Genomic DNA, 20,324 nt, shown 5'->3' on the forward strand with positions numbered 1-20,324 from the left:
AACGTCAGAGGTTGACGCCGAAGTCGCGGGCGATGCCCTCAAGCCCCGAGGCGTAACCCTGGCCGACCGCGCGGAACTTCCACTCGGCGCCATTGCGGTAGAGCTCGCCGAAGACCATCGCGGTCTCGGTGGCGGCGTCCTCGCTCAGGTCGTAGCGCGCGATCTCGGTGCCGCCGGCCTGGTTGACGATGCGGATGTAGGCGTTGCGCACCTGGCCGAAGTTCTGGCTGCGGCTGACGGCGTCGTAGATCGAGACCGGGAAGACGATCTTGTCGACGTCGGCCGGCAGACCCGCCAGGTTGACGTTGATCTGCTCGTCGTCGCCGCCGCCCTCGCCGGTGCGGTTGTCACCGGTGTGGACGATGGTCTGGTCGGGCGTCGCCTTGTTGTTGAAGAAGACGAAGTGGGCGTCGGAGGCGACCTTGCCACCGGGGTTGACGCCGATGGCGGAGGCGTCGAGGTCGAAGTCGGTGCCGGTGGTGGTGCGGACGTCCCAGCCAAGGCCGACCGTGACGGCGGTCAGGCCCGGTGCCTCCTTGGTGAGCGAGACGTTGCCGCCCTTGGACAGGCTTACTGCCATTGGGAAGTCCCCTTCGTGGTGGTGTGCGGGCTTCGAGCGCTCCCGAAGCTACCGTCACCCGTCATAACGCAGGCAGGGGACTGCCAAGTTCCACCCGCCTTTCTTTATTTGCTGTGCTCGTCCTTGCCGAGTCGCGGAAAAGCGGGTGACGCGAACGGCGCGGGCACGCGACCATGGAGGCATGTCCGGGCCCTACATCATCCGCGGTTCGGTCTCCCTGCCGGAGGCCGAGCTCATGTGGCGTTTCTCGCGGTCGTCGGGACCGGGTGGCCAGCACGTCAACACCAGCGACTCGCAGGTGGAGCTCCGTTTCGACCTCGCGAAGACCGAGGCGCTGCCGCAGGTCTGGAAGGACCGCGCGCTGGAGCGGCTCGCGGGCCGGTTGGTCGGCGGGGTGATCGCCGTACGCGCGTCGGAACACCGCTCGCAGTGGCGCAACCGCGAGACGGCGGCGGTCCGCCTTGCGACGCTGCTCGCGGAGGCGACGGCGCCGCCACCGCGGCCCCGCCGTGCGACGAAGATCCCGCGCGGCATCAATGAGCGCCGCCTGCGCGAGAAGAAGCAACGCGCAGAAACGAAACGGGGCCGCACGGGCCGCGCCTGGGACTAGGAAGCCCGGCACTAGGAGTGGGGCCGGGAAGGGGTGGGGTGGGGGAAAGCCGCCTCAGCCCAACTGGTGGTACCGGCCACGGAAATACAGCAGCGGCCCCCCGTCCCCGCTCGGCAGCGACGCCGCCAGCACCCGGCCGATCACCAGCGTGTGGTCGCCCGCCTCGATCCGTTGTTCCGTACGGCATTCCAGCGTCGCCAGCGCGCCCCGGACCAACAGCCCTCCGCTCACCTCGCCCCGCGTGTACGGAATGTCCTCGAACAGCAGTCGGTCGCTGACCCGCCCCTTCATCGCGAACCGCCCGGCGACGTGCCGCTGGCTCTCCGAGAGCACCGACACCCCCCACAGCGGCTGCTCAGCGAGCAAGTCGTCCATGCGCGAGCCGTTGCGCAGGCTCACCAGCACCAGCGGGGGGTCCAGCGACACCGACATGAAGGCAGTCGCGGTCATGCCGACGTCCTCGCCGCGCGGGCCGTCGTCGGGGTCGTGCGCGGTCACCAGCACCACACCCGCGGCCAGCCGGGACATGGCGGCGCGGAACTCCTCGTTGCTCACCCCCTCAGCATGGGGGATGGCATCAGCGGCGGAAGTAGGGGTCGTCTGCAACACACGAGAACGCTAACCTCGGCCGCCCGGCCCCGCATCGGCCCAGGGGACCAGCCAAGTCCTAGGACCCAGACGGAGGACCGGTGCACGACGGCGCGGGACCGAGACACGACGGCGCGGGAACGGCGCACGCCGGGCGCATGACCGGCGTAACCGAATTTGCTTTCAAGAAAGGCATGGAGCGCTCCAACCCCCCACTTGCAACCCTTCATCATCTGATGTGACTTGAGTCACAGAGTGCAGTAATTGTTGACCCTGTGTACCGAGTGGACAGCTCGCTGTGATTCAGTGGCCGTGATACCGCAACAAGAAAGCCGATGAGAACCCTGGAGTTTGCTGTCGAGGTCTCGGGGAGAGCGAGCGATGGAGACCGAGTCGGAGCCCTACGTCCGTCTTGCGACCCTGCGGCAGCTGCACCAGGTCGTCGCGGACCTCAACACGGCCCGGAGCTTGGCCGACACTCTGCAGACCGTCGCCGACGGCATCGTCGCAGGACTCGGCTACGAACTGGCCTGCGTCAATCTCGTACGCCCCGACGGTGACCTCGTCGTTGCCGCGTTCGCCGGCAGCGCCGCCGCGGAAGCCCTGATCACCGGGCGGGTCGGCTCGCGCCCCTCCTGGGAGCGGCGGCTGTCCATGGGTGAGGCCTGGGGCGAGCTCCGCTTCATCCCGCACACCGAGGGCTGGGTGCTCATAGAGGACGACGTCCCGCAGTGGCACACCGAAGGCCCCGATCCCCGCTTCGAGGACGAGTGGCACCCGCAGGACCGGCTGTACGCCCCCATGTACGCATCGGGCGGCGGCCGTGAGCTCCTCGGCGTCATCTCCGTCGACCGGCCGCGCAATGGACGACGCCCCGGACCCTGGGGCCAGGAAGCGCTCCAGATGTACGCGTCCCAGGCGGCCATTGCGATCAGCAACGCCCGGCTGCGAGCAAACATGCAGCGCGCCCTGGTCAGACTCGAGCGCGAGCAGCAGGCCCTGCGCGCCAGCGAGGAGTCCTTCCGGCAGGCCTTCGAGTACGCGCCGAGCGGCATGGCCATCGCCGAGATGGGCGGCGACCAGCACGGCCGGCTGCTGCGCACCAATGACGCCCTGTGCCGGCTGCTCGGCCGCCCGGCGGCCGCGATGCGCCGGTACTCCTTCGCCGATCTCGTCCACCCCGAGGACGTCGGCACTCTGCTGCGTACGTCCGCGGAGGGCGGCCGCGCCGAGCTGCGTCTCGGCCGCCGGGACGGGACGTACATCTGGGTCTCGCTGCGTAACTCCGTCGTCGCCGACACCGCGGACGGGCCCCGTTTTCTGCTCACCCATGTCGAGGACATAGAGGAGCGCAAGCGCCACGAGCTGCAGCTCGCCCACCGCGCCTCGCACGACTCGCTCACCGGCCTGCCCAACAGCGCCGAGCTGCGCGCCCGGCTCAGCTCCCGGCTGTGCGAGCGGCCGCACGCGGCGCGGGAGACGGCCATCGAGGCGCTCGACGCCGCCTACGAGTCCGACACGGAGCACATCTTCGGCGGTGACGGCTTCGATTTCGAGACGACGGGCGTGCCGTACGACCACCATGTGCACGCGATCGCGCCCGACAGCGAGATCGACGACGGGACGAAGGGGCTCGCGGTCCTTTTCTGCGACCTGGACGGCTTCAAGTCGATCAACGACCGGTTCGGGCACCAGACGGGTGACGCGGTGCTGGTCGAGGTCGCGCGCCGGCTCACCAACCTCGTACGCGACAACGACACAGTCGCCCGGCTCGGCGGTGACGAATTCGTCGTCCTCGCCGACGGCCTGGGCGCGGCGGACGCCGCCGACCTGGCCGTTCGCCTGCGGAACGCGATCATCCTGCCGATCCGGGTCGGCGGCAGGGGGGTCCGCGTCGGGGCGAGCTTCGGGATCGGCTGGGCGAGCTGCGGGATGTCCGTGGAAGAGGTCCTGCAATCAGCTGACCAGCGGATGTACATCGAGAAGCGGTCGCGGGCGAAGGTGCACCGGCGGGCCGGCTGAGGGCAACGACACCCTCTGGGTTACTCCGAACCGGGTAGGCTCGCCCGCGTCGGCGATGTGCTGACGACATGGTGAGGAGTGACTAGGGATGACGGCCGGGAACAGCGGCGCGAGCACGCCCGAGGACGACGATCCGTTCGGCTACCTGTACGAGGACGGACGGGCAGCGGGCGCGACACCGCCCGGCCAGGGCCGCGGCTACGGCTATCCGGGTCCGGCCGCGCAGCCCGGGGTCCCCAGAACCTCGTACAACCAGGTACGGACGGTCGGCGAGCGCCAGTACGGCCAGGTGCCGCAGCAGGCGCACGCACCGCAGGGCCAGCCGACCGCGCAGTACGCGGCGCCCGAGACGTACCCCGGCGGCGCCCCCACCCGCCAGACCGTGCCCCAGCAGCACGGCGGCGGCCACGGTGGCGGCCGCGCCGGCGGCCCCAACACCAAGGGCCTGCTGATCGGCGCGATCGCAGTGGTCGCGGTCGTGGTGATCGCCATCGGCGTGGCGCTGATGTCGGCCGGCGGCGAGGACGACAAGGCGGGCGACCGGTCGGGCGGGAACGGCGGCGCGACGGCGGGCCAGTCCGTGAAGCCGAGCGATGAGCCGTCCGCGTCGGAGGACGTGCAGGAGCCGCTGCCGAAGCAGGATGCGGCGACATTGCAGCTCGGAGCGCCTGCCGCGCTTGCGAAGGACATCGAGGGCGCGGAGGGTGCGGGCGGTGCGTTTGTGACCGGCTTCAACTCGGTGGGCGCCTCGGTCACTTGGAAGGCGAAAGTCACGTCGCCCGGCGCGTACAAGCTGTATGTGCGCTACGCCATCCCGGCGCAGGACGCCAACGCCACGCTGACCGTCAACGGCAAGGCGAACAGCAACCCGCTGGGGCTGAAGAACTTCATCAAGTCCACGGACCCGGCCTGGGACAAGAACTGGCAGACCACGTGGGCGCCGGTCACCTTGAAGCAGGGCGAGAACGAGATCAAGATTTCCTGCGAGCAGGGCAACCAGTGCAACGCCATTCTCGACTGGCTCGAGGTCAGGAACGGCTGATCACGTTCGGATCCGCTCGGATCGTCCGCAGGAAACCCGCCACCGTCCCGGCCATCGCTTCGCGAGCCGGGACGAGGTATTTCCGGGGGTCCACCGTCGACGGGTTGGCCTCCAGGAAGGCCCGGACCGCGCCGGTGAACGCCGTGTTGAGCGCCGTGCCGACGTTGATCTTGACCATGCCGGCGGCGACCGCGCGGCGGATCTCCGCGTCCGGGACGCCGGAGGAGCCGTGCAGGACCAGGGGGACCGGGACCGCGTCCCGCAGGTCGGTGATCAGTGTGTGGTCCAGGGACGCCGTGCGCTGCGTCATCGCGTGGGACGAGCCGACCGCTACGGCCAGCGCGTCCACGCCCGTGTCGGCGACGTAGGCCGCGGCCTCGGACGGGGCGGTGCGGACGCCCGGGGCGTGGGCGTCGAGCGGGGGCTCGCCCTCCTTGCCGCCGACCCTGCCGAGCTCCGCCTCGATCCAGATGCCGTGCTCGTGGCCCCAGCGCACCGCGTCCGCCGTGGCCTTGACGTTCTCGTCGTACGGCAGCTTCGAGGCGTCGAACATCACCGAGCTGAAGCCCTCGTCGGCCGCCGCCCGCAGCAGGTCCGCGGAGACGACATGGTCGAGGTGGAGGGCGAGCGGGGCGGTGGACGCGCGGGCGACGGCGGATGCGGCGGCGGCGATCGCGGAGAGCCTTCCGCCGTGGAACTTCACCGCGTTCTCGGATATCTGCAGGATCGCGGGCGCTCCGGCCTGCTCGGCCCCGGCGGCGATCGCCTCCGCGTGCTCCAGGGTGATGACGTTGAAGGCGGCTGTGCCGTGGCCGCCGGCCGCGGCGGCCAAGACGAGTTCACCGGTGCTGACGAGTGGCATGGTGCCCCCCAATTCCCGGGCGGCTGTGCCCGATTGTGCGCTCGCTGTGGGGTTTCACGCCGCGGCCGCGCGCTCGGTCACCGCTATGCGCGGCAGCAGGTCCTCGTACGCCACGGCATCGAACTCGCCCGCCGCCGGGGCCAGCACGGTCGCCGCGGACAGGGCGACCGCGCGGGCCAGCCGGTCCGGCCACGGCAGCCGCTCCACGAGCCCGGAGAGCAGTCCGGCGACCGCCGAGTCGCCCGCGCCCGTCGGGTTGCCCTTCACCGGGGCGGGCGGGATCGCCTGCCAGACGCCTTCGGGGGTGGCCGCGAGCACGCCGTCCGGGCCGAGCGAGGCGACCACCGTGTGCGCGCCGCGGCGGCGGGCGTCGCGGGCGGCGCGCAGCGGCTCGCGGGAGCCGGTGAGCTGGGCGAGCTCGTCGGCGTTCGGCTTGACCAGGTCGGGGCGGGCGGCGATGCCGCGGCGCAGCGGTTCGCCGCTGGTGTCGAGGAGTACGGGGACGTCGGCGGCGCGGGCCAGGCGGATCAGTTGGGCGTACGCGCCCACATGGATGCCCGGCGGCAGGCTGCCGCACAGGGCGACGGCCCGGGCCTCTCGCAGGAGAGAGTCGTACGAGGAGAGGAACGTGGCCCATTCGGCGGGGCTGACCGTGGGGCCCGCCTCGTTCAGCTGGGTGGTGTCGCCGCTCGCGTCGTCCACGACGGCGAGCGTGCGGCGGGTGGTCCCGGCGATCGGGACGAGCGCGTCGTGCGGCGCGAGCCGGGCCAGCAGATCGCGCAGTACGGCTCCGACGGGGCCGCCCACGAAGCCGGTCACGACGCTCTCGTGGCCCAGCGCGGCCAGCACGCGGGCGACGTTGAGGCCCTTGCCGCCGGGGCGTTCGCGGACCTCGCCGACGCGGTGGCTGGCATGCGGGGTCAGCGCGGGGACCGAGTATGTGATGTCCAGGGCGGTGTTGAGCGTGACCGTCAGGATCACCTGTGTCACCCCCCACAGAACGCGCTTGCCGTGTTCGTACGGGCCCTGATCATGCCAAACGGAAGGCGGTTGGCCCAGCCCCCTGGGCCAACCGCCGTGCCATAAGTTACGTAGAAATCACCCCACTTGGGGCTCAACCACCCATTCGCCCTTACGCATCACGCCCTTGAGCGTGAACTCCGCGTCGAGCACCACCAGGTCGGCGTCCTTGCCCGGCTCCAGCGAGCCGACCTTGTCGTACACGCCGAGCAGCTTCGCGGGGTTGGCCGAGATGGCCTGGACGACCTCCTCCACCGGCAGCCTGTCGATGGTCGCCGCGCGCCTGAACGCGGTGTCCAGGGTGAGCGTAGAGCCGGCGATCGAGCCGCCGTCGACCAGCCGGGCGACCCCGTCCTTGACGTCGACGGCGAGCGGGCCGAGCTGGTAGCGGCCGTCGCCGAAGCCCGCCGCGTCCATGGCGTCCGTGATGAAGGCGACGCGGCCCGCGCCCGCGCGGTGGAAGGCGAGCTCCAGGGCGGCGGGGTGCAGATGCGTGCCGTCGTTGATCAGCTCGACCGTGATCCGTTCGTCCTCCAGGAGCGCGGCGATCGGGCCCGGAGCGCGGTGGCCGAGGCCGGGCATCGCGTTGAAGAGGTGCGTCGCCACGGTCGCTCCCGCCTCGATCGCCTCGACGGTCTGCTCGTACGTCGCGTCCGTGTGGCCGATCGCGGCGATCACGCCGTGCTCGGCGAGCAGCCGTACGGAGTCGATGCCGCCGGGCAGTTCGGTGGCGAGCGTGACCATCTTCGCGGTGCCGCGTGCCGCGTCGATCAGCTTGCGCACCTCCGCCGGGTCGGGGTCGCGCAGCAGCTCCTCGCTGTGGGCGCCCTTGCGGCACGGGGAGATGAAGGGCCCCTCGAAGTGGATGCCGGCGAGGTCGCCCTGCTCGACGAGTTCGGAGAGGAAGCCGGCGCGGTGGGCGAGGAAGTCCATCTCGCCGGTCACGGTGGACGCGACGAGCGTGGTCGTGCCGTGCTCGCGGTGGGTCCGTACGCCCTTCAGCACGTCCTCGGCGCTGCCGGAGGTGAAGGAGGCGCCGCCGCCGCCGTGGTTGTGGATGTCGACGAAGCCGGGGACTACCCAGTGGCCGGTCAGGTCGATGGCAGGTGCGTCCGCGGGCGCGGCGCCGACGATCTTCGTGCCCTCGACGATGAGCCGTCCGTTCTCGACGGTCCCGGTCGGCAGGACCACCCGGGCGCCGGCGAGAACGGTGCTTTCGGCGCGTGCGGCGCGTGCGGCCATTAGGCGGTTACCTCCGAGTCGGTGGCGAGCAGATCCCAGGCGAGCAGCCCCGCGCCCAGGCATCCGGCGGTGTCCCCGAGGGCTGCCGGGACGATGGCGGGCAGCTTCTGGAACGTCACTCGCTCCTCGACAGCGACCCTCAGTGGTGTGAACAAGGTTTCCCCCGCCTCGGCGAGACCGCCACCGATGATCAGTGTGCGGGGGTCCAGCAGGGTGAGCGCGGTGACTAGGCCGGCGGCGAGGGCGTCGACGGCGTCTTGCCAGACGCGTACGGCCCGCTGGTCACCGGACTCGACGGCCTTCGCGCAGTCGGCGGCGTCTGCGTCGGGGTCGCCGCTCGCCTCGGCCCAGGCGCGGGTCACCGCGGCGGCGGATGCGAGCGTCTCGAGGCAGCCGCGCTGGCCGCAGCCGCAGTCGGGGCCGTCGGGGCGGACGACGATGTGGCCGATCTCGCCGGCGTATCCGTGGGCGCCGGCCTCGATCCGCCCGGCGATGCCGATGGCGCCGGCGATCCCGGTGCCGAGCGGCACGAACAGGAACCGGTCGGCGCCCTTGCCGGCCCCGATCCGTCCCTCGGCGAGCCCGCCGGTCCTGACGTCGTGCCCGAGCGCGACGGGGACGCCGCCGATGCGGCCGGCGACGAGGGCGCGCAGGGGTACGTCGCGCCAGCCGAGGTTGGCGGCGTAGACGGCGATGCCGCGGTCGGCGTCGACGATCCCGGGGACGGCGACGCCGGCGGCGAGCGCGCTCTGGCCGAGGTGCTCCTGGCCGTACGCGCGGAGCTCTGCGGCGAAGCGGAGGATGGACTCGACGACGGCGTCCGGCCCGCGCTCGCGCCCGGTGGGGCGACGGGCCTCATGCAGGAGGGTGCCGTCCACCCCGACCAGGGCGGCTTTCATGCCGGTGCCGCCCACATCGAGGGCGATGACGTGTCTCACGTGGACAGTCTGAAGGGTGGACGGGCGACAGGTCTAGTCCACTACGCCGGATTGTTGCGCCGCCATACAAACGGCGGCATGGGGTGCGGGGGTCCGCGGTGCGGGCTGCGGGGTCCGCGGTGCGGGGTGCCCGGTGTCGTGGGGTGCGGGCGTGCGTTGCGCGGGTCGTGGGGTGCGGGGTTCCGCGGTGCGGGTCGTGGGGTTGTCCGGTGTCGTGGGGTGCGGGTTCCGGGGCCCCTCCGGGCTCGACTCCTCGGGGTCGGCGGCGTGAAGGGGTTCGTGTTGATCACCGGGTCCGGCCGCCGATCCCCTGCGGGGACGACCCTGCACGGCCCCTCCCCACCGGGAGGCACCCCCGGTACGGGCCCGCCCGAGGGGTGGACGCCTCAGCCCCCGCCTTGTGGGCACCGCGGCGAAGCCGCCCCGAGCGGCCGGGGATGCGGGTCCGTCAGCCCCGCCTTCGCGGGCTCTGCGGCGAAGCCGCCGGAGTGGCCGGGGGCTAGCCCCCGCTTTTCTGGGCTCCGCGGCGAAGCCGCCGGAGTGGCACGGGGGTGTGGGGGCGTCAGCCCCCACGTACTCTTTCCCCCCGCAGGGGCCTGGGGGCAGCGCCCCCCCCGCGCGGCGGAGCCGCAAATTGACACAGCCGGGAAGGGGCGGGGTGGGGGAAAAGTCCGCGCCCGCACCCCCCGTACCCCTTCGCGCCAGGGGGCCTGGGGGCAGCGCCCCCAGGCCCCGCGATCCGGGCAACGGACCCCCGCACCCCACTCCATCAGCTCAAGATCACGCTGCGCGTCAGGTTCCTCGGCCGGTCCGGGTCGAAGCCCCGCGACTCCGCCAGCGTCACCGCGAGCCGCTGCGCGCGGATCAGGTCCGCCAGGGGGTCCGCCTCCTGGCGGGCCACCAGCGTGCCGCCGACCCGCGCGACGTCCAGGGACAGGCCCTCCGGGAGCGCGCCGAAGACCCACGCCACCCGGCCCGGGCCGGTGATCGAGATCGGGCCGTGGCGGTACTCCATCGCCGGGTACGACTCCGTCCACGCGCCCGCCGCCTCGCGCATCTTCAGGCCCGCCTCCAGCGCAAGCCCGTACGTCCAGCCCCGCCCCAGGAACGTCCACTGCTCCGCCCCGACCACCGCCTCCGGCAGCGGCTCCGTGAGCGCGAGCTCCGCGTCGACCGCCGCCTCGGCGACCGACTTCACCCCGGGGACGTCACCCAGACCGGCCCGCAGGAAGGCCAGCGCGGTCGTGGCGAAACGGGTCTGGACCACCGACTCCTCGTCCGCCCAGTCCAGCACCGCCACCGCGTCCGCCGCGTCCATCACCGGCGTCTTCGGGTCCGCGGTCAGCGCCAGCGTCGGCACCTTGCCGCGCAGTTCGGTCAGCAGGTCCAGGACCTCCGTCGTCGTCCCCGAGCGGGTGATCGCGACGACGCGGTCGTACGTACGCCCCGACGGGAACTCCGACGAGGCGAAGGCGTCCGTCTCGCCCTGCCCCGCCGCCTCCCGCAGCGCCGCGTACGCGATCGCCATGAACCAGGACGTCCCACACCCGGTGACGGCGACCCGCTCACCCGGCTCCGGCAGTCCTTCGAAGGCGGCGGCGGCTTCGGCTGCTCGGCGCCAGCAGGCGGGCTGGGTGGCTATCTCTGCTGCGGTACGGGACATGCGGCAAGGCTCCTAGCGACGTACGCGTAACTCGGGACCGGCACACCGACCACTTCGTGCCGCCACGTGCTTAGCAGGCCGCGGCGCACCCGGGCAATGCCCGCCGGCCCAGGGACAGGCGTTGTAGAAGTGATATGCATTGGAGTAGACCTCATCAGTCCGCATGGTGGAAAATCGCAGCTCATCTCAGACGACATCACGGGGGACCGACTGGGACCACACGGGCACGCAACAGCAGAGGGTGGGGAAGAGCGGTGCAGCGTCGCTTCTCGGGTCTGACCGCGGCGATCGCCGCACTTGGCATGGCGGTGGCCCTCTCGGGCTGTGGCAGCTCCAGCGGTTCCGGCGATGTCACCCTCAAACTGGTGGCGGCCGACTACGACGTGGCCGGCGGCCAGAGCAGCAAGAAGTACTGGGCCGACCTCGCCACCGAGTTCGAGTCCACGAACCCCGGCATCAAGATCGACGTCCAGATCGAGTCCTGGAACGACGTCGACCGCAAGGTCGCCGAGATGGTCAAGGCAGGCAAGGCCCCCGACATCGCCCAGATCGGCGCGTACGCCGACTACGCAGCGGCCGGCAAGCTGTACTCCGCCGACCAGTTGCTCTCCATCCCCGTACAGTCCAACTTCCTCACCCCGCTCACCGACGCGGGCGAGATGAAGCGCGTGCAGTACGGTCTGCCGTTCGTCGCCTCCACCCGGCTGCTCTTCTACAACAAGAAGCTCTTCAAAGAGGCCGGGATCAAGGAGGACCCGAAGACCTGGGACGACCTCAGGAAAGACGCGGAGAAGCTGAAGGCGAACACAGACGCGAAGTACCCCTTCGCCCTGCCGCTGGGGCCCGAGGAGGCCCAGGCCGAGACCATGATGTGGCTGCTCGGCGGCGGCGACGGATACACCGACCCGGTCGGCAAGTACTCCATCGACTCCGCGCAGAACATAGCCACCTTCACGTGGCTGAAGACGAACCTCGTCGACGCCGGGCTCACCGGCCCGGTCGCCCCCGCCAAGCTGAACCGCAAGGACGCGTTCGCCGCCTTCACCCGCGGCGAGGTCGGCATGCTCAACGGCCACCCCTCCCTGATGCAGGAAGCGGAGAAGGCCAACATCGAGGTCGGCAAGGTGGCCATGCCCGGCCGCAACGGCAAGCCGAAGGCCGCGATGGGCGTCGCCGACTGGATCATGGGCTTCAAGCAGAACGGCCACCGGGCCGAGGTCGGCAAGTTCCTGGACTTCGTCTTCAGCGACAAGAACGTCCTCGACTTCGCCGGTCAGAACGATCTGCTGCCGGTGACGGTCTCCGCGTCAGAGGCGATGGAGAAGGACCCGGAGCACCAGGACCTCAAGGAGTTCCTGGACGAGCTCCCCACCTCGGTGCTTCCGCCGGTCGGCAAGACGTCGTGGGCGGCGGTCAGCGAGAACATCAAGAAGAACATCGGCCAGGCCGTCGAGCCTCAAGGCGTCCCGGCATCCGTCCTCGGCAAGATCGGCCGGGACGCCACCCTCGCGGAGAACGCGGAGTAGGCGGCCCGCCGGGGTGCCGCGCCGCCGATATGTTGGATCGTATGACCGACGACGAGGCGATCGAGGCGATCGAGACGCGGGGGGCGCGCGAGGTGCTCTCCGAGCGCGACCGTGCCGTCCTGGCCATGGAGCACACCTCCTGGCCGGGGCCCGGCGCGAAGGAACGCGCCATCAGGGAGCAGCTCGGCATCTCCCCGGTCCGCTACTACCAGCTCCTCAACGCCCTGATCGACGACGAGCGCGCCCTCGCCCATGACCCGGTGACCGTCAATCGGCTCCGCCGTGTCAGGGACGACAGGCGAAGTCGCCGATAGGGTCGGGGCATGGGCAGCTCCTCGCACGCGCATCCCCTGCCAACGCCGTCCACCCCCGCCGGCCGCGACGGCCTGGCCGCGGTTCTCGCCCGGCCGCGGAAGGCAGTCGTCGGCCTCGACTTCGACGGCACGCTCGCCGAGATCGTGCCCGACCCCGAACAGGCCCGAGCCCACCCCGGCGCCGTCCCCGCGCTCGCCGCGCTCGCGCCACGGGTCGCCTCTGTCGCTGTCGTCACCGGACGGCCCGCGGGTGTGGCGGTCCGGTACGGCGGCTTCGCCGGAGTGCCGGGCCTGGACCACCTGGTCGTCCTCGGTCACTACGGCGCCGAGCGCTGGGACGCCGTCAGCGGCACGGTCAAAACGCCCGCCCCGCACCCCGGGGTCGCGGCTGCCCGCGCCGAACTGCCCGGTGTCCTGGACAAAGCCGGAGCCTGGCAGGGCACCTGGATCGAGGAGAAGGGCCAGGCGGTCGCGGTCCACACGCGCCGCGCGTCCGACCCGCAGGCGGCGTTCGAGGCGCTGCGGGGCCCGCTCGCCGAGCTCGCCGCGCGTCACGGACTGATCCTGGAGCCGGGCCGCATGGTCCTGGAGCTGCGCCCGCCCGGCATGGACAAGGGCGTGGCCCTGGCGGAGTACGTACGCGAGGTGAAAGCCGAGGCGGTGCTGTACGCCGGTGACGACCTCGGTGATCTGCCTGCCTTCGCGGCCGTCGAGAAGCTCCGCTCGGACGGCGTGCCCGGCCTGCTGGTGTGCAGCGGCAGCACGGAGGTCCCGGAACTCGCGGACCGCGCCGACCTGCTGCTGCCGGGACCGCCTGCGGTGGTGGAGTTCCTGGGCTCGCTGGCCCAGCACCTGTAGTCGGCCCGGGCAGCCGGTCGCGCTCGCGCCGGTCCGGGCTTTGTGCGTGCCAGGGCCTCCTACGCGCCCTCGCGCAAGGCGCGCCGGACCCGGGCCTCCTACGCGCCCTCGCGCAGCGCCCGCAGCTGGTCCAGGAACCACTTCTGCGGCGGCAGCGCGGTTGCCGCTGCCGCCAGCCGCTTGGTGTGCCGGGACCGCTCGTCGTCCGGCATCGTCAGCGCCACGTGGAGCGCGTCTGCCGTGCCCGTCACGTCGTACGGATTCACCGTCACCGCGTCCTCGCGCAGTTCCTCGTACGCCCCTGCCTCCCGCGAAAGCACCAGCGCGCAGCCCTCGTCCGAGACGACCGGGATCTCCTTGGCGACCAGGTTCATGCCGTCCCGGATCGGGTTGACCAGAGCCACGTCCGCCAGCCGGTACGCGGCGAGCGAGCGCGCGAAGTCGTCCTTCACATGGAGCTCGACCGGGCTCCAAGTCTCCGTCCCGTACGCCGAGTTGATCTCGTCCGCCAGGCGCTGGACCTCCGCCGTGTAGTCGCGGTAGACCGCCAGGTCCTGCCGGGAGGGGTAGGCGAAGGCGACATGGACCACGCGCTCGCGCCATTCGGGACGGGTTTCCAGCAGCTGCCGGTACGCCAGCAGCCCGCGCACGATGTTCTTGGACAGCTCGGTGCGGTCGACGCGCACGATGGTCTTGCGCCCCGGGCCGACCTGCTCGCGCAGCGTGGCCAGCCGTTCGTCCACGTCCGGCCGGTGCGCCCGCTCCCGCAGGAAGTCCGCGTCCGCGCCCAGCCCGTGCACCCCGATCGTCGTGCTGCCGGTGCCGCCCAACAGCTCCGTACAGCAGGAGACGAAGGCATCGGCCCACCGCCGGGTCAGGAAACAGGCGCGGTCCGCGCCGAGCAGGCCGCGCAGCAACTGCTCCGCGATGTCGTCGGGCAGCATCCGGAAGTAGTCGACGGGCGCCCACGGCGTGTGCGTGAAGTGCCCGATCCGCAGATCGGGACGGAGCTCGCGGAGCATGCCGGGCACCAGCGCCAGGTGGTAGTCCTGCACCAGGACGGCCGCCCCCTCGGCGGCCTGTGCCGCGAGCGCGTCCGCGAAGGCCCGGTTGTAGGTCTCGTACGACGCCCACTGCCGGCGGAACTCCTGATCGAAGACCGGCTCCAGCGGCGTCTGGTACAGCATGTGGTGGACGAACCACAGCACGGAATTGGCGATGCCGTTGTACGCGTCGGAGTGGACGGCCTCGTCGATGTCGAGCATCAGTACCCCGGGCTCGCCGACCCCGCGCCGCACCGCCTCGCGGTCGCCGTCACCGAGCGCGGCGCACACCCACAGCGCCGCCGCCTCGGAGCCGATGGCCGACAGGCCGGAGACCAGCCCGCCCCCGCCGCGGCGCGCGTCGAGCGAACCGTCCTCGCTCAGCGTGTATGTGACCGGGCCGCGGTTCGACGCGACGAGGACCTGGGCAGCAGCGTGCTCGGAGACCATGTCGCGAAACCTAGCCCGTCCCACAAACGCTCAAACGTGCGTACGTCATTGGTCGTGCCGTCCTCGTGTGTCGTACGTCTCTCATGCCCATAACTGGGAAATGTAGACAAAGCGACCAGCGATCCATGCTTATGCCGCGCGACGCGCCGCGTACTCACCGATCTCGCGCATCGGCGGCCGCTCCTCCGTGTCCACCGGGTACGTCCGCGGCTCGAAGCCGCCCTCGGCCCGCTCGAACTGCGTGAGCGCAGGACGGACCAAGTGGCCGCGGGAGAGCCGGAGTTGAGCCGTACGGTAGATCGCCGCGGCCATCCGGCCCAGCGCCTGCCCGTCCTGGTGGCGGTGCTTGCGCGAGCCGACGTCCACCTGCGCCAGCGCGTCCAGGCCCACCGTGTGCAGCGCGTCGACGAGCAGGCCGAGCTCCACTCCGTAACCGACGGGGAAGGGCAGCCGCTCCAGCAGCGAGCGCCGCGCCGCGTACTCCCCGCCCAGCGGCTGGACGAACCCGGCCAGCTGCGGCCAGTGCAGATTCAGCAGCGGACGCGCCACCAGCTCGGTCACCCGGCCGCCCTGACCTGCGTGGTCGCCGAGCGGCCGGTCGTACATCGCCTTGACGAAGTGCACATCGGGGTCGGTCAGCAGCGGGCCCACGATCCCGGAGACGAAGTCCGCGGAGAACTCCCGCAGATCCGCGTCGACGAAGCACACGATGTCGCCGCTGGTCGCCAGCAGCGAGCGCCACAGCACCTCGCCCTTGCCGGGGACCGCGGGTATCCGGGGCAGGATCGCGTCCCGGTGCACCACGCGCGCGCCTGCCGCCGCGGCCACCTCGGTCGTACGGTCGCTCGAGCCCGAGTCGACGACGACCAGCTCGTCGACGAGCGGCACGGCCTCCATCAGCTCGCGGCGGATCACGGTGACGATCTCGCCGACCGTCGCCTCTTCGTTCAGGGCGGGGAGCACCACGCTGACCGTCGTCGAGCGTTTGGCGGTAAGCAGCAGGTCAAGTGGGCGGTCGGCCGCGGCCCAGGACCGCCGGGCCAGCCAGCGCTCCACCTCATCGAGCACGTGCGCGTCTCCCTAGACTTCCGGTCGGATGGTCCATCTCGAGGTTCGGACGACTATCTCAACCATCCGGGCCTTCGGTTACAGTCTTGAACAACGCGGATGACCGTCGCATGTCGGGGGTCGTCACGCTGACAATCGAATACCGCTCATCCAGAGGGGCAGAGGGAACGGCCCGTTGAAGCCCCGGCAACCCTCCCGCCGACCGCGAGGTCACGGTGGGGAAGGTGCCAATTCCGTCTCGTGGCGAAATGCGCCACGGGGAAGATGAGGAGAAAGGGCCTCGCCTCCATGGCTGTGCAGACTGTCGCAAGCACCACTCCCGTGAACCTCGGACCCGCCGCGGCGCTCGCGTGCCGCGAGTGCGGAGAGCGTTTCGGGCTCGGCCCGATCTTCGCCTGCGCGTCCTGTTTCGGGCCGCTCGAGGTCGCGTACGACCTCCCCGGCGAAGACCCCGAGGCGCTGAAGAAGCGGATCGAAGCGGGTCCGAACAACATCTGGCGGTACGCCCCGCTGCTGCCCGTCCCCGCCGACGTGGCCGACAAGCCGAACATCAACCCCGGCTTCACCAAGCTCGTCAAGGCCGACAATCTCGCCCGTGAGCTGGGCGTCACCGGCGGCCTGTACATCAAGGACGACTCCGGCAACCCGACGCACTCCTTCAAGGACCGCGTCGTGGCCATCGCCGTCGAGGCCGCGCGTGCCTTCGGCTTCACCACCCTGTCCTGCTCGTCCACCGGCAACCTGGCGGGCGCGGTCGGCGCCGCCGCCGCGCGGGCCGGCTTCCGCTCCTGCGTGTTCATCCCGCACGACCTGGAGCAGGGCAAGGTCGTCATGGCCGCGGTGTACGGCGGAGAGCTGGTCGGCATCGAGGGCAACTACGACGACGTCAACCGTTTCTGCTCCGAGCTCATCGGCGACCCGCTGGGCGAGGGCTGGGGCTTCGTCAACGTCAACCTCCGCCCGTACTACGGCGAGGGCTCCAAGACGCTGGCGTACGAGATCTGCGAGCAGCTCGGCTGGCGGCTGCCCGACCAGATCGTGGTCCCGATCGCCTCGGGCTCGCAGCTCACGAAGATCGACAAGGGGCTGCAGGAGCTGATCAAGCTCGGTCTGGTCGAGGACAAGCCGTACAAGATCTTCGGTGCCCAGGCGGAGGGCTGCTCGCCGGTGTCGACGGCCTTCAAGGCGGGGCATGACGTCGTACGCCCGCAGAAGCCGGACACCATCGCCAAGTCGCTGGCGATCGGCAACCCGGCGGACGGCCCCTACGTGCTGGACATCGCGCGCCGCACCGGCGGGGCGGTCGAGGACGTCAACGACGATCAGATCGTCGACGCCATCAAGCTGCTCGCCCGTACGGAAGGCATCTTTGCGGAGACCGCGGGTGGCGTGACCGTGGGTGTCACGAGGAAGCTGATCGAGGAGGGCGTGCTCGACCCGGCGCTCACCACCGTCGTCCTCAACACCGGTGACGGTCTCAAGACGCTGGACGCGGTGGCGCCGACGACCGGCCCGACCGCGACGATCCGCCCGAGCCTGGACGCGTTTCGCGACGCCGGCCTGGCCGGCTGACCGACCACCCGAGACTCAAGGAAGGCACGCAGCATGAGCGTCAACGTCCGCATTCCCACCATTCTCCGTACGTATACGGGCGGCCAGGCCGAGGTTTCGGCTCAGGGCGCGACCCTCTCCGAGGTGATCGCCGACCTGGAGAAGAACCACACCGGCATCGCCGCGCGTGTCCTGGACGACCAGGGCAAGCTGCGCCGCTTCGTCAACGTGTACGTGAACGACGACGACGTCCGTTTCGAACAGGGTCTGGAGACCGCGACACCGGACGGCGCGGGCGTCTCGATCATTCCGGCTGTCGCCGGCGGCTGCTGACTTCGCAGAGTTACCGCTATTGCCCCCTCCGCAAGAGAAGCGGAGGGGGCAATTCCATAGGGTTGAGCGCGGTAGGCTTTGGGAAGCCCCCTCCGCTGCTTGTGCCGGACGCATATGAGAATGCGTCGCCGCGCGACAAGAGTCAGCCAAAGTGGTCGATCGAATTGTCGCGTAGGCGCCTTTTGTCGGGCCCGACTTGCCCCGGAATTCACAGAATTCACATGAATTATCCGTTCGGGCTTGCGCAGATTTCTCGTCCGATTGACCTGTTGCAGACGGCAGTTGGACAGATACATTCAGCCGCGGTCGACGCGTTCCGGCGCACACCCATGGGGTGGAGGTCTGACCCGGGTCCGCGAAGTGCGGTCCTGCGCAAGGGCCAGTAATAGGGGAGTTAGGCATGGCTCAGGGCACCGTCAAGTGGTTCAACGCGGAGAAGGGGTACGGCTTCATCGCGGTCGACGGTGGTGCGGATGTTTTCGTCCACTACAGCGCGATCCAGATGGACGGGTACCGCACCCTTGAAGAGGGTCAGCGAGTTGAATTCGAGATCTCGCAGGGCCAGAAGGGTCCGCAGGCGGACATGGTCAAGCTCGCCGTCTGATCTCGGCGCGATCGGCCACCGACGCACTCACGCCGAGGGGCCCGCATCCCACGAGGGATGCGGGCCCCTCGTGCGTCTGCGCCCTCGCGTCGAGGCTCCTTCGAAGCCGCTGCGCCCTCCCTCCCCCAACTACCGCTGGGAGGTGCCCCCACCGACCACCACCCCTCGTCGAGGCTTCTTCGAAGGCGCTTGCACTCTCGGGGGTCGAGTGCTAATCATTGCGTTAGCACTCTGACAGTGAGAGTGACAACGAGGACCGGGCCGGTGAGGTCCGCAGGCCAGGTGGGGCAAGGAACCACAGGGCTTGCAGGCCGTCCGTCGCGGGCGCCAGCGCGGTCCGGAGAATCCACCCCAGTCCGGGAGGACCACTTCACATGGCCAAGATCATCGCGTTCGACGAGGAGGCACGGCGCGGTCTCGAGCGCGGGATGAACCAGCTCGCCGACGCCGTCAAGGTCACCCTTGGCCCCAAGGGCCGGAACGTCGTCCTCGAGAAGAAGTGGGGCGCCCCCACGATCACCAACGATGGTGTTTCCATCGCCAAGGAGATCGAGCTCGAGGACCCGTACGAGAAGATCGGCGCCGAGCTGGTCAAGGAAGTCGCCAAGAAGACGGACGACGTCGCCGGTGACGGTACGACCACCGCGACCGTCCTCGCCCAGGCGCTCGTCCGCGAGGGCCTGCGCAACGTGGCGGCCGGCGCCAACCCCATGGCCCTCAAGCGCGGCATCGAGAAGGCCGTCGAGGCCGTCTCCGGCGCCCTGCTCGAGCAGGCCAAGGACGTGGAGACCAAGGAGCAGATCGCTTCGACGGCCTCCATCTCCGCCGCCGACACCCAGATCGGCGAGCTCATCGCCGAGGCCATGGACAAGGTCGGCAAGGAAGGCGTCATCACCGTCGAGGAGTCCCAGACCTTCGGTCTGGAGCTGGAGCTCACCGAGGGTATGCGCTTCGACAAGGGCTACATCTCGGCGTACTTCGCCACCGACATGGAGCGTATGGAGGCGTCGCTCGACGACCCGTACATCCTGATCGTCAACTCCAAGGTCAGCAACGTGAAGGACCTCCTTCCGCTGCTGGAGAAGGTCATGCAGTCGGGCAAGCCGCTGCTGATCATCGCCGAGGACGTCGAGGGCGAGGCCCTGTCGACCCTGGTCGTCAACAAGATCCGCGGCACCTTCAAGTCCGTTGCCGTCAAGGCTCCGGGCTTCGGCGACCGCCGCAAGGCGATGCTGAACGACATCGCCATCCTCACCGGTGGCACGGTCATCTCCGAGGAGGTCGGCCTCAAGCTCGAGAACGCCGGCCTGGACCTGCTGGGCCGCGCCCGCAAGGTCGTCATCACCAAGGACGAGACCACGATCGTCGACGGTGCCGGTGAGAGCGACCAGGTTGCCGGTCGCGTGAACCAGATCCGTGCCGAGATCGAGAACAGCGACTCGGACTACGACCGCGAGAAGCTCCAGGAGCGCCTCGCGAAGCTGGCCGGCGGCGTGGCCGTCATCAAGGCCGGCGCCGCGACCGAGGTCGAGCTCAAGGAGCGCAAGCACCGCATCGAGGACGCGGTGCGCAACGCCAAGGCCGCCGTCGAGGAGGGCATCGTCGCCGGTGGTGGCGTGGCCCTGCTCCAGGCTTCCTCGGTCTTCGAGAAGCTCGACCTCGAGGGTGACGAGGCGACCGGCGCCAACGCCGTGAGGCTCGCGCTGGAGGCCCCGCTGAAGCAGATCGCCGTCAACGGTGGTCTCGAGGGCGGCGTCATCGTCGAGAAGGTGCGCAACCTGGCTGTCGGCCACGGTCTGAACGCCGCGACCGGCGAGTACGTCGACATGATCGCCGAGGGCATCATCGACCCGGCGAAGGTCACGCGCTCCGCGCTGCAGAACGCCGCGTCGATCGCCGCGCTGTTCCTGACCACCGAGGCCGTCATCGCCGACAAGCCGGAGAAGGCCTCTGCGGCCGCTCCGGGCGGCATGCCGGGCGGTGACATGGACTTCTGATCCTGCGCGGATC

19 protein-coding genes and 1 riboswitch are annotated in these 20,324 nt (G+C 70.5%); of the genes, 10 read left to right on the forward strand and 9 right to left on the reverse strand.

From position 1 onward, the window contains the following. Positions 1-4 precede the first annotated feature (4 nt). Positions 5-580, reverse strand: coding sequence for a TerD family protein (locus tag ACZ3H8_RS25890; protein ID WP_467405707.1), 576 nt, complete (start codon positions 578-580; stop codon positions 5-7). A gap of 181 nt (positions 581-761) precedes the next feature. Between ACZ3H8_RS25890 and arfB the strand changes: the two genes are divergently transcribed. Then, complete coding sequence (gene arfB, locus ACZ3H8_RS25895) at positions 762-1,190, forward strand: alternative ribosome rescue aminoacyl-tRNA hydrolase ArfB (protein ID WP_307662655.1); 429 nt, start codon at positions 762-764, stop codon at positions 1,188-1,190. Between the two features lie 54 nt (positions 1,191-1,244). Here arfB and ACZ3H8_RS25900 read toward each other — a convergent pair whose 3' ends face one another. Then, positions 1,245-1,799 (reverse strand): flavin reductase family protein, encoded by a 555-nt coding sequence (locus tag ACZ3H8_RS25900; protein ID WP_467405710.1) that lies wholly within the window; start codon positions 1,797-1,799, stop codon positions 1,245-1,247. Positions 1,800-2,159: 360 nt separating this feature from the next. Between ACZ3H8_RS25900 and cdgB the strand changes: the two genes are divergently transcribed. Both cdgB and ACZ3H8_RS25910 read left to right on the forward strand, forming a co-directional pair. Next, positions 2,160-3,800, forward strand: coding sequence for a diguanylate cyclase CdgB (gene cdgB / locus ACZ3H8_RS25905; RefSeq protein ID WP_467405712.1), 1,641 nt, complete (start codon positions 2,160-2,162; stop codon positions 3,798-3,800). Positions 3,801-3,888: 88 nt separating this feature from the next. Beyond that, positions 3,889-4,842: a CBM35 domain-containing protein gene (locus ACZ3H8_RS25910; protein WP_467405714.1), complete on the forward strand. Its 954-nt coding sequence runs from the start codon at positions 3,889-3,891 to the stop codon at positions 4,840-4,842. Here ACZ3H8_RS25910 and ACZ3H8_RS25915 read toward each other — a convergent pair. From ACZ3H8_RS25915 to ACZ3H8_RS25935, 5 genes are all read right to left on the reverse strand, one after another. Then, positions 4,829-5,704 (reverse strand): class II fructose-bisphosphate aldolase, encoded by an 876-nt coding sequence (locus ACZ3H8_RS25915; RefSeq protein ID WP_467405717.1) that lies wholly within the window; start codon positions 5,702-5,704, stop codon positions 4,829-4,831. The two genes, ACZ3H8_RS25910 and ACZ3H8_RS25915, sit on opposite strands and share 14 nt — an antisense overlap. 54 nt (positions 5,705-5,758) lie before the next feature. Next, the gene (locus ACZ3H8_RS25920; RefSeq protein WP_467406123.1) at positions 5,759-6,685 is read right to left on the reverse strand and encodes a 1-phosphofructokinase family hexose kinase; all 927 of its coding nucleotides are present in this window, start codon (positions 6,683-6,685) and stop codon (positions 5,759-5,761) included. Positions 6,686-6,802: 117 nt separating this feature from the next. After that, positions 6,803-7,966: an N-acetylglucosamine-6-phosphate deacetylase gene (gene nagA / locus ACZ3H8_RS25925; protein WP_467405719.1), complete on the reverse strand. Its 1,164-nt coding sequence runs from the start codon at positions 7,964-7,966 to the stop codon at positions 6,803-6,805. Further along, positions 7,966-8,904 carry an ROK family protein gene (locus tag ACZ3H8_RS25930; RefSeq protein ID WP_467405721.1) on the reverse strand — a complete coding sequence of 313 codons (939 nt, stop codon included), beginning with the start codon at positions 8,902-8,904 and terminating at the stop codon, positions 7,966-7,968. The genes nagA and ACZ3H8_RS25930 overlap by 1 nt, the downstream gene beginning before the upstream one ends. 769 nt (positions 8,905-9,673) lie before the next feature. After that, the gene (locus ACZ3H8_RS25935) at positions 9,674-10,567 is read right to left on the reverse strand and encodes an SIS domain-containing protein (protein WP_467405723.1); all 894 of its coding nucleotides are present in this window, start codon (positions 10,565-10,567) and stop codon (positions 9,674-9,676) included. A gap of 302 nt (positions 10,568-10,869) precedes the next feature. Here ACZ3H8_RS25935 and ACZ3H8_RS25940 point away from each other — a divergent pair, with 302 nt between their 5' ends. Genes ACZ3H8_RS25940 through otsB form a run of 3 tightly spaced genes read left to right on the forward strand, consistent with a single transcriptional unit; the run spans position 10,870 to position 13,265 of the window. Then, on the forward strand, positions 10,870-12,093 hold the full coding sequence (locus ACZ3H8_RS25940; protein ID WP_467406126.1) for an ABC transporter substrate-binding protein: 1,224 nt from the start codon (positions 10,870-10,872) through the stop codon (positions 12,091-12,093). Positions 12,094-12,134: 41 nt separating this feature from the next. Beyond that, positions 12,135-12,407 (forward strand): DUF3263 domain-containing protein, encoded by a 273-nt coding sequence (locus ACZ3H8_RS25945; RefSeq protein WP_467405725.1) that lies wholly within the window; start codon positions 12,135-12,137, stop codon positions 12,405-12,407. 9 nt (positions 12,408-12,416) lie between these two features. After that, entirely contained in the window at positions 12,417-13,265 is an 849-nt protein-coding gene (gene otsB, locus ACZ3H8_RS25950; RefSeq protein WP_467405726.1) for a trehalose-phosphatase, read from the forward strand. Positions 13,266-13,363: 98 nt separating this feature from the next. Here otsB and ACZ3H8_RS25955 read toward each other — a convergent pair whose 3' ends face one another. Continuing rightward, positions 13,364-14,758, reverse strand: a complete 1,395-nt coding sequence (locus ACZ3H8_RS25955) for an alpha,alpha-trehalose-phosphate synthase (UDP-forming) (RefSeq protein ID WP_467405729.1) — start codon at positions 14,756-14,758, stop codon at positions 13,364-13,366. A 129-nt stretch (positions 14,759-14,887) separates the two neighbouring features. Beyond that, a complete protein-coding gene (locus ACZ3H8_RS25960; RefSeq protein WP_467405730.1) occupies positions 14,888-15,826 on the reverse strand; it encodes a glucosyl-3-phosphoglycerate synthase in 939 nt (312 codons plus the stop codon). Between the two features lie 143 nt (positions 15,827-15,969). Then, a riboswitch (SAM riboswitch) is annotated at positions 15,970-16,097 on the forward strand. 17 nt (positions 16,098-16,114) lie between these two features. Between ACZ3H8_RS25960 and thrC the strand changes: the two genes are divergently transcribed. The 4 genes from thrC to groL all read left to right on the forward strand — a co-directional run bounded on the left by thrC (position 16,115) and on the right by groL (position 20,311). Continuing rightward, complete coding sequence (thrC, locus tag ACZ3H8_RS25965; protein WP_467405731.1) at positions 16,115-17,398, forward strand: threonine synthase; 1,284 nt, start codon at positions 16,115-16,117, stop codon at positions 17,396-17,398. A 33-nt stretch (positions 17,399-17,431) separates the two neighbouring features. Continuing rightward, entirely contained in the window at positions 17,432-17,710 is a 279-nt protein-coding gene (locus ACZ3H8_RS25970) for a MoaD/ThiS family protein (RefSeq protein WP_307662670.1), read from the forward strand. Positions 17,711-18,110: 400 nt separating this feature from the next. Then, the gene (locus ACZ3H8_RS25975; RefSeq protein ID WP_005315736.1) at positions 18,111-18,314 is read left to right on the forward strand and encodes a cold-shock protein; all 204 of its coding nucleotides are present in this window, start codon (positions 18,111-18,113) and stop codon (positions 18,312-18,314) included. Between the two features lie 374 nt (positions 18,315-18,688). Further along, complete coding sequence (gene groL, locus ACZ3H8_RS25980) at positions 18,689-20,311, forward strand: chaperonin GroEL (RefSeq protein ID WP_467405734.1); 1,623 nt, start codon at positions 18,689-18,691, stop codon at positions 20,309-20,311. Positions 20,312-20,324: the final 13 nt, after the last annotated feature.

Source organism: Streptomyces sp. NPDC002868, assembly GCF_055563295.1.

Coding starts and splice junctions, on each gene's coding strand:
- ACZ3H8_RS25955 (WP_467405729.1), bottom strand. CDS start 14,758: ATGGTCTCCGAGCACGCTGCTGCCCAGGTCCTCGTCGCGTCGAACCGC.
- ACZ3H8_RS25970 (WP_307662670.1), top strand. CDS start 17,432: ATGAGCGTCAACGTCCGCATTCCCACCATTCTCCGTACGTATACGGGC.
- ACZ3H8_RS25935 (WP_467405723.1), bottom strand. CDS start 10,567: ATGTCCCGTACCGCAGCAGAGATAGCCACCCAGCCCGCCTGCTGGCGC.
- groL (WP_467405734.1), top strand. CDS start 18,689: ATGGCCAAGATCATCGCGTTCGACGAGGAGGCACGGCGCGGTCTCGAG.
- ACZ3H8_RS25890 (WP_467405707.1), bottom strand. CDS start 580: ATGGCAGTAAGCCTGTCCAAGGGCGGCAACGTCTCGCTCACCAAGGAG.
- ACZ3H8_RS25915 (WP_467405717.1), bottom strand. CDS start 5,704: ATGCCACTCGTCAGCACCGGTGAACTCGTCTTGGCCGCCGCGGCCGGC.
- ACZ3H8_RS25975 (WP_005315736.1), top strand. CDS start 18,111: ATGGCTCAGGGCACCGTCAAGTGGTTCAACGCGGAGAAGGGGTACGGC.
- arfB (WP_307662655.1), top strand. CDS start 762: ATGTCCGGGCCCTACATCATCCGCGGTTCGGTCTCCCTGCCGGAGGCC.
- ACZ3H8_RS25945 (WP_467405725.1), top strand. CDS start 12,135: ATGACCGACGACGAGGCGATCGAGGCGATCGAGACGCGGGGGGCGCGC.
- nagA (WP_467405719.1), bottom strand. CDS start 7,966: ATGGCCGCACGCGCCGCACGCGCCGAAAGCACCGTTCTCGCCGGCGCC.
- ACZ3H8_RS25910 (WP_467405714.1), top strand. CDS start 3,889: ATGACGGCCGGGAACAGCGGCGCGAGCACGCCCGAGGACGACGATCCG.
- thrC (WP_467405731.1), top strand. CDS start 16,115: ATGGCTGTGCAGACTGTCGCAAGCACCACTCCCGTGAACCTCGGACCC.
- ACZ3H8_RS25940 (WP_467406126.1), top strand. CDS start 10,870: ATGGCGGTGGCCCTCTCGGGCTGTGGCAGCTCCAGCGGTTCCGGCGAT.
- otsB (WP_467405726.1), top strand. CDS start 12,417: ATGGGCAGCTCCTCGCACGCGCATCCCCTGCCAACGCCGTCCACCCCC.
- cdgB (WP_467405712.1), top strand. CDS start 2,160: ATGGAGACCGAGTCGGAGCCCTACGTCCGTCTTGCGACCCTGCGGCAG.